We start from the raw sequence: 9,791 nt of genomic DNA on the forward strand, positions 1-9,791 counted from the left end.
GGGGTGGAGGCGGACGTGCCGGTGTGGCCGGGCGTGCCGGGGCTGCGCGCCTACCCGGCCGGGGACCGCGTCGAGATCGGCGCGGAACCGCTGCTGGTGGTCGAGCTGCCCGAGGGGGCGCGCGAGGCGGACGGGTGGGTGCCCGCCGCCGCGTTCGCGGACGCCCTGCGCGAACACCTGGCCGGGGCGCCCGTCGCCGAGGCCGCGGCGGTGAGGTGACGGCCACGGCGGTGGTGTGACGACCACGCCGGTCAGGCCACGCCGACCGGGCCGCGCCGGTCAGGCCGCGCCGGTCAGGCCGCGAGGCCGCCCACGTCCACTCGGACCGGTCATCCCGACACCGGATCACCCCTCCTGCTGTTGCGGCCACCTGCCACCGGACGTAGGACGGAGGGGTCGTGTTCCCGGCCGAGGAGTTCGCATGCTGGCCGCCCGGTTGAACGTGAAGACCCGCTCGCTCTCGCTCGACGAGGTGCCCGCGCCGGAGCCCGGCCCCGGGCAGGTCCGCATCGCGGTCGCCGCCGCCGGCGTGTGCCTGTCCGACGCGCACCTGATCGACGGCACCCTCTCGCCGCTGTTCCTGGCCGGCGACGTGGTGACCCTCGGGCACGAGGTCGCCGGCACCGTCGACGCGCTCGGCCCTGGCGTGACCGGGGTGGCCGAGGGCCAGCGGGTGCTGCTCCAGGCCGGGGAGGAGCGGGCGGGCGTGGTCTACACCCGCGGGGTCGACTACGACGGCGGGTGGGCCGAGCACGCGCTGGCCGCGGCGGACACGGTCGTGCCCATCCCGGACGCCCTGCCGTTCGAGCAGGCGGCGATCCTGCCCGACGCGGTGAGCACGCCGTGGGCGGCGATCACCGCCACCGCCGCGGTGCGCCCGGCCGAGGCGGTGGGCGTGTGGGGCGCGGGCGGGCTGGGCGCGCACGCCGTGCAGCTGCTGCGCCTGGTCGGGGCCGCGCCGGTGATCGCCGTCGACCCGCTGCCCGCCGCGCGGGAGCGCGCCCTGGCGTTCGGCGCGGACCTGGCCCTCGACGCGGCCGACGACGGGCTGCCGCAGCGGGTGCGCGAGGCGACCGGCGGGCGGGGCTTGGCGGTGGCCTTCGACTTCGCCGGGGTGGCGGCGGTGCGCGAGCAGGCCGTCGGCTGCCTGGGCGCCGAGGGGCGGCTGGTGCTGGTCGGCCTGACGAACAAGCCGCTGACCATCACCGACGGCACCGCCTTCAGCTACTTCCGGCAGCAGGTGCGCGGCCACTACGGCTCCGAGCCGGAGCACCTCACCGAGCTGGTGAACCTGGTGGCCCACCGGCGGGTCGACTTCGGCCGCTCCATCACCGACGTCCTGCCGCTCGACCAGGCGCACGAGGCCGTCGACCGCCTGAACCGCAAGGAGGGCAACCCGATCCGCCTGGTCCTGCGCCCCTGACCGCTGGTCCCGAGGCCCTGACCGCTGATCCTGCGGCCCTGACCGCGCCCCCGGCACGACCGCCCGCGAAAACCGGGTGATCACCGCCCGCGCCCCTGCCACCATGGGGTCGTGCGCACCTGTTCCCGCCTGATGTCGGGCCCCGCCCCGGGGCCCGACGTCGGCGTGCGCTGACACCGAATTCGAACCGAGCCCCGGCCGTCGCCGGGGTCCGTCCTCCGCCGCCGGTCGGGCGGGAGGACGCATGACCACCTACATCACCACCGCCATCCCCTACGTCAACGCCGAGCCGCACCTCGGGCACGCGCTCGAACTCGTCCAGGCCGACGTGCTGGCCAGGCACCGGCGCCTGCGCGGCGGCCGGGCCCACCTCCTCACCGGCACCGACGACAACGCGGTGAAGAACGTGACCGCGGCCAGGGCCGCCGGCGTCACCGTGCGGGAGTTCGTGGACGCCAACGCCGCCAGGTTCGCCGCCCTGCACGCGCCGCTCGGCCTGTCCGTCGACGACTTCATCCGCACCAGCGCCGACCGCAGGCACCTCGACGGGGTGCGGCGGCTGTGGCTGGCGAGCGCCGCGCGCGACGACTTCTACCTCCGCGAGTACGAGGGCCTGTACTGCGCGGGCTGCGAGCAGTTCTACCGCGAGGACGAGCTGAGCGGCGGTCGCTGCCCCGAGCACGGCGTGCCGCCGGAGCCGGTGCGCGAGAGGAACTGGTTCTTCCGGCTCTCCCGGTACACCGACCGCCTGCTGGACCTGCTGGAGTCGGGCGGGCTCCGGGTCGAGCCCGCCGCGCGGCGCAACGAGGTGCTGGCGTTCGTGCGCGCCGGGCTGTCCGACATCAGCGTGTCGCGGCCCGCGGCGCGGTCGGGCGGCTGGGGCATCCCGGTGCCCGGCGACCCGGACCAGGTGGTCTACGTGTGGTGGGACGCCCTGGCCAACTACCTCACCGCGAACCCGGCGCTGTGGGCGGGCGCGACCGAGCGGGTGCACGTGATCGGCAAGGGCATCCTGCGCTTCCACGCGGTGCACTGGCCCGCGCTGCTGCTCTCGGCCGGCGAGCGGTTGCCGGACACCGTCTTCGTCCACGACTACCTGACCGCGGGCGGTGCGAAGATCGCCAAGAGCGCGGGCGACGCGGTCCGGCCGCTCGACCTGGTGGACCGGTACGGCGCCGACGCCGTGCGCTGGTGGCTGCTGCGCGAGGTCGCCCCGCTCGGCGACACGGACTTCACCGAGGCGCGGCTGCTCGCCAGGGCCGACGCCGAGCTGGCCAACGGCCTGGGCAACCTGGTCAACCGGGTGCTCGCCCTGGCCCACCGGTCCCGGGGCGGCCGGATCAGCCCGGCCGCGCCGCTCCCGGAGGTGGTCGCGCTGCCCGCCGAGGTGGACGCGGCGCTGGCCCGGTTCGACTTCCGCGCGGCGACGGCCGCCCTGTTCGAGGTGGTCGCGGCGGCGAACCGGTACGTCGAGCACGCCCGGCCGTGGGCGTTGGCCGGCGCGGACCGGGACGAGGTGCTGGGCACGGCGGTGCGGACGTGCCGCGCGCTGGCCGTCGAGCTGGGCCCGTTCCTGCCGCACGGGAGCGCCCGGCTGCGCGCGCAGCTCGGCGCGGGCGGCACCACGTCGCCGCCCGCGCCCGTGTTCCCGCGCCTGGCACCGTGATCCCCGTCAGGCGGGGGCCGGCTCGCGGCTCCGCTCGGCCCGCCGGGTCAGCGCGGGGACGGCCGACCCGGCGGCCAGGAACACGGCGGCGGCCAGGAGCCAGCCGCCCGCGTCGAACGCGGTGAGGCCCGCGGTGAAGAACGCCGGGCCGACCATCTGGGCGGTCGCCGTGGCGGCCTCGGTCACGCCCTGGTAGGCGCCGCGGGACTCCTCGCGCATCAGCGACAGCGACAGCCGCCAGCTCGCCGCCACGTACCCCAGCTCGCCGGCCAGGTGCAGCAGCCCGGCGACCACGACGAGGGCCACCCCGGCGTGCCGCCCGACGTCGCCGGACAGCGCCAGCAGCACGCACGCCGCCGCCAGCGCCGCACCGGACGCGGCGGCCGTGCGCGCCGCGCGGGACGTGGTGGTGGCCAGGCGGGTCGCGGGCACCTGGAGCAGCGCGACGCCGGCGGAGCTGATCACGACCAGCACCCCGCTCAGCGACAGCGGCAACGATCGCGAGGTCCACAGCGGGACGCCGGTGGACAGCATCGCCCAGCACAGCGACAGCACGGCGGTCGTACCCGCCACGGCGAGGTAGGGGCGGTCGCGCAGCGGCGAGGCGGACCGGCCGGTCGGCCGCCGCGGCGCGGGTGCGCGCAGGGCGATCACCGTGAGCACGGCGAAGCTCGCCGCGTTCGCGGTGATCGCCGCGGCGTAGGCGGCGGGGTCGTCCAGGCCGAGCACGAGCGCGCCGACGCCCGCGCCCGCCGCGTACCCGACGTGCTGGGCGACGCGTTGCCGGGCCAGCACGGCGACGCGCTCGCCGCCGTCGGCGACCAGGCCGGTGAGCAGCGCGGTCCGGGCGGCGTTGCCCCCGTTGGCCGGGGCCACGAAGACCACCGTGACCAGCACGAAGGCCCAGGCGCCCTCGGCGAACGGGTAGCAGGCCATGGCGAGGCCGCGCAGGGTCGTCGTGGCGGCCAGCACGTGGCGGGCGTCGAACCGGTCGGCCAGCGCGCCCAGGGGCACCGCCGCGACCAGGCCCACCGCGCCCGCGACGGCCATCGCGACGCCGACCACGACCGGCGGCAGGCCGCCGACGCGGGTGAAGTACAGCGCCCAGATCGTGAACCACAGGCCGTCGCCCGCCGCGGAGACGCCGCGCGCCCACATCAGCCGGCGCAACCAGGTCTCGACCTCACCCACCGTCCACCACCTTTCAAGGGTTCGTGAATGGTGACTGTAGGACCAGTCATGGTTCACGTCCACCTGAAGGGTGATAGCGTGGTGCTCGTGGCGGGTTGGGTCGATCCGGAGAACCGGGTGGTCGCCGCGGTCACCGCGCTGGCCGCCGAGCTGGCCGACCCCGTGCGCCTGACCGCGTTGCAACTGCTGGCCGCCGAGGGACCGCACACCTCCAGCCAACTGGCCGACGCCATCGGCGTGTCCGCGTCCCGGCTGGGCAACCACCTGGCCCGGCTGCGGGAGAAGGACCTCGTCACCGCGGAGCGCGCCGGGCGGCACTCGGTCTACCGGGCCGCGCCCGGCCTGGGCGAGGTGCTGGCGGCGCTGGCCCACTACGCGCGGGGCGTGGACGCGGTCGGGCCGCCCGACCGGGAGCCGTCACCCGCCGACCTCGCGCACACCTGCTACGACCACGCGGCGGGGCGGCTCGGCGTCACCGCGTTCGCGACCCTGGTCGAGCGCGGCGCGCTGCGCCCGCCGGACGGCCTCGGCGACGAGGTCGCGCTCGGGCCCGACCGGGACGCCTTCGCCGAACTGGGCGTGGACCTGGCCGCGCTCGCCCCGGGCCGCCGCAAGCTCGCCACCGCCTGCCTGGACCGCACCCACCGCCTGCCACACCTGGGCGGCGTGCTGGGCAAGGCCGTGCTGGACGCGTTCCTGGCGCGCGGCCTGGTGGCCAGGGTGCCGGACAGCCGCGTGCTGACCGTCCCGGCACCCGCCGAGCTGACCCGGCTGCTGCCCGGGTTCTAAGACCTCACCCGATCCGCTCCAGCCGCACGGGCAGGCCGTCCCGGGGCACCGGCAGCGCGGAGAAGTCGAAGCGGGTCTCGTAGTCGGGCGCGACGGTGAACCGGAAGCGCAGCAGCACCTGGTGCAGCAACGCCTTGACGTGCACGTCGGCGAACTGGGCGCCCGCGCACTTGTGCACCCCGCCGCCGAAGGGCGTCCACGCGTAGCGGTGCACCCGGTCCTCGCGGCGGTGCACGGCGAACCGCTCGGGGTCGAACCGCTCCGGGTCCGGCCACAGCTCCGGCAGGTGGTGGTTCACCTGGGGCGTGACCGTCACCAGGGTGCCGGCGGGCAGGTGGTGGCCCAGCAGCGCGGTGTCCCGCGCGGTCTGCCGCGGGTAGACCGGGATCGGGGTGACCAGCCGCAGCGACTCCTTCTCCACGAGGTCGAGCGCGGTCAGCCGGCCCAGGTCGTCCCACTCTACGACCTCCCCGCCCAGCGCCCGCGACTCCGCCCGCGCCCGGTCCTGCCACTCCGGGTGCCGGGCCAGCCGGTAGATCATCGAGCCGAGCGCCGAGGTGGTCGTGTCGTGCGCGGCCAGCAGCAGGCCGATGACGTGGTCGACCACCTCGGTGTCGTCGAACCTGAGGCCGCCGTCGGCGCGGGCGTGGCACAGCATCCCGAACAGGTCGGGGTCGGCGCCCGCGCGCTTGGCGGGCAGGCGCTGCGCGCAGAACCCCTCCAGGGCGCGCCGACCGGCCAGGCCGCGCGCCCACCGCGTGCCGGGGAGGCCGACCCGCACGACGGCCGTCACGGCCCTGGTCATGTCCGCGAACGCCGCCCGGACCACCTCCGCCTCGCGGCCCAGCCCGGCGCCGAGGAAGACGTCGGCGGCCAGCCCCAGGGTCAGCCGCTTGACCGCGGGCACCACCGGGAAGGGGTCCGCCGGCCGCCACCCGTCGAGACCCGCCGCGATCACCCGGTTCATCCGGTCCAGGTAGCCGCGCAGGCGGTCGGCCGTGAACGCCTGCTGCACCACGCGGCGCTGCCGCACGTGCTCGTCGCCGTCCAGCGTCAGCAGGCCGCCGCGGAAGAACGGACCCAGGAAGTGCTCCCACCCGGGCCGCGCGGCGAACACCCGCTCCCGGTTGACCAGCACGGCCTCGGCGGCCTCCGGCCCCACCACCGACACGATGCGCCTGCCGAAGCCGCACGACCAGCTCACCGGGCCGTGCTCGGCCAGCCGGTCCCTGCCCCACCCCACGGGGTCGCGCGTCGCGGTGAAGGTGTGCCCGACCAGTGGGAGGCCCGCGTCACCCGGCACGGTGGCCAGCCCGCTGCCCTCGGGCGCGACGGGGAAGGGACCGGGGAGCGCCACGGCCTCCCGCACGCGCCGGACCCGGCGCCGGAGCGCCGGCCCGGCGGTCCGGACGCGCTCGTCGGTGCTCACGGTGGAACGGGCTCCTCCGGGTCGGTGGACGGCCTCGCTCCAGTGTGGACCGCGGGTGGGCACCGAACCATGCCTCGAACCGGTGAAACCCGCCGGCGGACGGGTGGGCCGACCCGTGCCGGCGGGCGTGTTGACCGGTGGGGCTCGGTGATCGCCTGATCGAGGAAGTGTCCCGATTGGAATGATGCCGGCGTCGTCGTCCTCGATCGCACGGGAGCCGGAACCGCATGTCCACCATGACCTGCACGGTCAACACAGCCGTCGCGGAAGCGATGAACCGCTACGGCGCCGGGCTCGACCGCGCGCTGCACGACCGGGGACTGCTGTGGGAGATCGACCACCGCGGCGTGCTGAGGGGTGCGGTGCCGCCGTCGTGCTCGACGGTGGAGGCGCTGGAACGGCTGGTGCTCTGGGCCGCCGCGCTGAACCTGGTCCTGTTGCGCACCAACCCGTCGACGCCGAAGACCTACACCTATCGCGGCGTGGTCGACCACCGGGTCGTGGAGGTGTGGAACAGCGTGCTGCCCAGAGAGGACGGCTGGTTGTTCCGCGCGCTCACCGAGGCGCGGCCGGCGGACTCGCCGCTCGGGGTCTGAGGGCGGGTGGGGCCGCCCGGCGGAGCGCGGGGCGGAAGTCGGCGGGGCGGCGGTCGACGGGGCGGCGGCCCAGCCAGGTGCGCAGCGCCCACCAGGCGCGCAGGGTGTCGAGCACGGTCGAGCGGGTGTCGGCGGCCGGTTCGTCCAGCGGCAGGGCGGTGAACTCGGCCAGGCGGTCGAGGCGGTACCGGACGGTGTTGGGGTGCAGGTGCAGGGCGGCGGCCGTGTGGCCGAGGCGGCGGCCGTGGTCCAGGTAGGCCAGCGCGGTGCAGGCCAGTTCGCGGTGGAAGTCGTCGGCGGGGTCGAGCCGGCCGAGCGCGCCGTCCACGAGCAGGTCGGCGAGCAGGGGTTGCGCGGCCAGCGCGGTCTCACCGGCCAGCTCGGTCAGGTGGTGCACGCCGCGCAGGCCCTGCCCGGCGGCGATCGGCAGCGCGGCGGCGCACAGGGCGTGGATGTCGCGCAGCTCCCCGAGGGCCGCGTCGGGCGCGACGACCAGCAGCACGTCGGGCGCGAGGTCGTCGGCGGTCGGCAGCCGGGCCGCCACACCGGTGAGCCTGCCCTCGACCAGGCCGTAGGCGCCGCCGAGGCCGAGCAGCCGCTGTTCGAGGGCCCGGGCCCGCGAGGGGTCGGTGACGTCGGAGACCACGCAGTGGTAGCGGCCGTCCGGCCGCAGCCCGGCCTGGCGGAGGTCGTCGGCGGGCGGCGGTTCCCGGTCGCCGGGCAGCAGCAGCCCGCGCAGCAGTTGCGTGCGCACGTCGCGGGTCGTGCGGGAGAGCTGGAGCTCGGCGGTGTGGTAGCCGTTGACGATGTGGCGCTCCAGCGCGCCGGTGTAGCGGTCCAGGTCGAGGACCGCCTCCAGGATCACGTCGTCGGGCACGCCGGCGGCGCGGCTGCGGTCGATGGCGATGCGCACCGCGCGGGTGCGGCCGGCCTGGACGCCGCACAGCAGGGCGGTGATGGGCACGCCCTGGGCGGCGCGGTCCGCGCCCAGCGCCTCGGCGGTGGCGAAGTCCCGGTCGTCGGGGTGCCCCGGGCGGGCCAGGGAGTCCAGGCCGGCGGCCAGCAGCACCTGGACGTGGCGGCGGTTCTCGGCCTCGGGCAGGCGTGCGACCTCAGGTGAGTGGGTCCGGGCCGCCAGGACCAGTTCGTCGAGGACGCGGCCGTCCTCGGACATCGCCTTGAGCACCTCGCGGAGCAGCGCGCTCCGGTTCGCTGCGGGCACGGCTCCTCCCGACCACGGCGCTGTGGCAGGGCCACAACAGGCTCGCCGGGTTGTTGGCCGGCCGCCCCTACCACGGGTGCGCCACCCACTGGTTCGCTGTGGCTACCGCAGAGTAGCAACACGGTCGCCCGCCGGGCGACCGCCGGTTCGAGCCTTTCCGCCGCGAACAGAGCCGTTTCGGTTGGGAGTCCGCATGACCAAGACATCGTTGCACCGCGGCCGACGCGCGCGGCTGTCCGGGCTGATCACCGCGGGGTTGGTGGCCGCCGGGCTGGTCGCCGCCGGGCCGGCCGCCCCGGCGGGCGCCGCGCAACTGCGGGAGGTGATGTTCGTGGGCAACAACTGGGACGGCACCGCGGACGTCATCGCCTCCACCGGGGACTTCGGCCGGATCGGGCGGGTGAACATCATCCCCGACCGGGAGGAGCGGTTGCGGGAGATCTACCTCAACCCGATCAAGCTGATCTTCTTCCTGGGCATCCGCCACGGCCCCGGCGAGGGGCACGACCAGTTCGTCGACGACATGTACACCACGCCGGACGGCTCGGCCGTGGTGGCGTCGCGGCCCAGCTTCGCCGACGTGGTGTCGATCGACCTGGCCACCGGCCGGATCAGGTGGCGCTTCCCGGTGTCGGGGTTCCGGTCCGACCACATGGCCGTCTCCCCCGACGGCCTGCGGGTCGCGGTGTCGGCCTCGACGTCCAACACCGTGCACGTCCTGGACATCGTCACCGGCCGCGAGGTCGGGAAGTTCGCCACCGGCGACAAGCCGCACGAGAACGTCTTCACCGACGGCGGCCGGCGCCTGTGGAACATGTCCATCGGCGAGGTCAACACCGACCTCGACGACCCGGCCCTGGACTTCACCAAGGGGGACCGGCGGATCACCGTCGTCGACACCGCCGGCTTCCGGCAGGAGCGGGTGGTCGACATGCGGCAGCGGTTGGACGCGTTCGGCCGGTCGGACCTGTCGGACTCGGTGCGCCCGGTGGCGTTCACCCCGGACGAGTCGACGCTGTACTTCCAGGTCTCGTTCTTCAACGGGTTCCTGGAGTACGACGTGGCGGCCGACCGGATCACCCGCGTCAAGGAGCTGCCCAAGAACCCGGCCACGAGCGACGACCGCACCACCTTCGTCAACGACTCGCGCCACCACGGCATGTCCATGAGCCCGGCCGGCGACAAGCTGTGCGTCGCCGGGACCATGGACGACTACGCCACCGTCGTGGACCGCGCGTCGCTGCGCGAGGGACCGCTGGTGCCGGCGGCCAAGCCGTACTGGGCCACGGTCAGCGGCGACGGCCGGGCCTGCGTGATCTCCGAGAGCGGCGCCGACCAGGTCACCGCGATCGACTTCGCCACCGGGCGCAAGCTGGTCTCGGTGCCGGTGGGCGACCACCCGCAGCGGGTGCGGGTCGGGCACGTGCCGCAGGGGTGGACGGGGCCCGCGAACGGCTGACGGGGTGGTCCCCCGC

The 9,791-nt window shown here is 75.7% G+C and carries 9 protein-coding genes; 6 read left to right on the forward strand and 3 right to left on the reverse strand.

Annotated elements, in window-relative coordinates:
• The 3 genes from ACFV4N_RS33510 to ACFV4N_RS33520 form a co-directional block, all read left to right on the forward strand.
• A partial coding sequence (locus tag ACFV4N_RS33510; protein ID WP_499676667.1) for a hypothetical protein occupies nucleotides 1-219 on the forward strand: 219 nt, incomplete at its 5' end.
• A 202-nt stretch (nucleotides 220-421) separates the two neighbouring features.
• Nucleotides 422-1,423 carry a zinc-binding dehydrogenase gene (locus ACFV4N_RS33515; RefSeq protein WP_499676668.1) on the forward strand — a complete coding sequence of 334 codons (1,002 nt, stop codon included), beginning with the start codon at nucleotides 422-424 and terminating at the stop codon, nucleotides 1,421-1,423.
• Nucleotides 1,424-1,667: 244 nt separating this feature from the next.
• Nucleotides 1,668-3,089, forward strand: coding sequence for a methionine--tRNA ligase (locus ACFV4N_RS33520; protein WP_499676669.1), 1,422 nt, complete (start codon nucleotides 1,668-1,670; stop codon nucleotides 3,087-3,089).
• A 6-nt stretch (nucleotides 3,090-3,095) separates the two neighbouring features.
• On the opposite strand, the gene ACFV4N_RS33525 is transcribed toward ACFV4N_RS33520, so the two are convergent.
• Nucleotides 3,096-4,280, reverse strand: a complete 1,185-nt coding sequence (locus tag ACFV4N_RS33525; RefSeq protein ID WP_499676670.1) for an MFS transporter — start codon at nucleotides 4,278-4,280, stop codon at nucleotides 3,096-3,098.
• Nucleotides 4,281-4,328: 48 nt separating this feature from the next.
• Between ACFV4N_RS33525 and ACFV4N_RS33530 the strand changes: the two genes are divergently transcribed.
• Nucleotides 4,329-5,069, forward strand: a complete 741-nt coding sequence (locus tag ACFV4N_RS33530) for an ArsR/SmtB family transcription factor (RefSeq protein WP_499676671.1) — start codon at nucleotides 4,329-4,331, stop codon at nucleotides 5,067-5,069.
• A 4-nt stretch (nucleotides 5,070-5,073) separates the two neighbouring features.
• Here ACFV4N_RS33530 and ACFV4N_RS33535 read toward each other — a convergent pair whose 3' ends face one another.
• Nucleotides 5,074-6,498: a cytochrome P450 gene (locus ACFV4N_RS33535; protein ID WP_499676672.1), complete on the reverse strand. Its 1,425-nt coding sequence runs from the start codon at nucleotides 6,496-6,498 to the stop codon at nucleotides 5,074-5,076.
• A gap of 227 nt (nucleotides 6,499-6,725) precedes the next feature.
• On the opposite strand from ACFV4N_RS33535, the gene ACFV4N_RS33540 reads away from it, so the two are divergent.
• Entirely contained in the window at nucleotides 6,726-7,094 is a 369-nt protein-coding gene (locus tag ACFV4N_RS33540; protein ID WP_499676673.1) for a hypothetical protein, read from the forward strand.
• Here the strand turns inward: ACFV4N_RS33540 and ACFV4N_RS33545 are convergent.
• Nucleotides 7,054-8,316, reverse strand: a complete 1,263-nt coding sequence (locus ACFV4N_RS33545; RefSeq protein ID WP_499676674.1) for an RsbRD N-terminal domain-containing protein — start codon at nucleotides 8,314-8,316, stop codon at nucleotides 7,054-7,056. The two genes, ACFV4N_RS33540 and ACFV4N_RS33545, sit on opposite strands and share 41 nt — an antisense overlap.
• A 193-nt stretch (nucleotides 8,317-8,509) precedes the next feature.
• Here ACFV4N_RS33545 and ACFV4N_RS33550 point away from each other — a divergent pair, with 193 nt between their 5' ends.
• Entirely contained in the window at nucleotides 8,510-9,775 is a 1,266-nt protein-coding gene (locus tag ACFV4N_RS33550) for a YncE family protein (RefSeq protein ID WP_499676675.1), read from the forward strand.
• The last annotated feature ends 16 nt before the right edge of the window (nucleotides 9,776-9,791 follow it).

It is taken from the genome of Actinosynnema sp. NPDC059797, assembly GCF_042732085.1.
Taxonomy (GTDB): domain Bacteria; phylum Actinomycetota; class Actinomycetes; order Mycobacteriales; family Pseudonocardiaceae; genus Actinosynnema.

Bases quoted from the DNA above. Each gene is read 5' to 3' on its own strand.
- ACFV4N_RS33515 (WP_499676668.1), top strand. From the start codon at position 422: ATGCTGGCCGCCCGGTTGAACGTGAAGACCCGCTCGCTCTCGCTCGAC.
- ACFV4N_RS33520 (WP_499676669.1), top strand. From the start codon at position 1,668: ATGACCACCTACATCACCACCGCCATCCCCTACGTCAACGCCGAGCCG.
- ACFV4N_RS33530 (WP_499676671.1), top strand. From the start codon at position 4,329: ATGGTTCACGTCCACCTGAAGGGTGATAGCGTGGTGCTCGTGGCGGGT.
- ACFV4N_RS33540 (WP_499676673.1), top strand. From the start codon at position 6,726: ATGTCCACCATGACCTGCACGGTCAACACAGCCGTCGCGGAAGCGATG.
- ACFV4N_RS33550 (WP_499676675.1), top strand. From the start codon at position 8,510: ATGACCAAGACATCGTTGCACCGCGGCCGACGCGCGCGGCTGTCCGGG.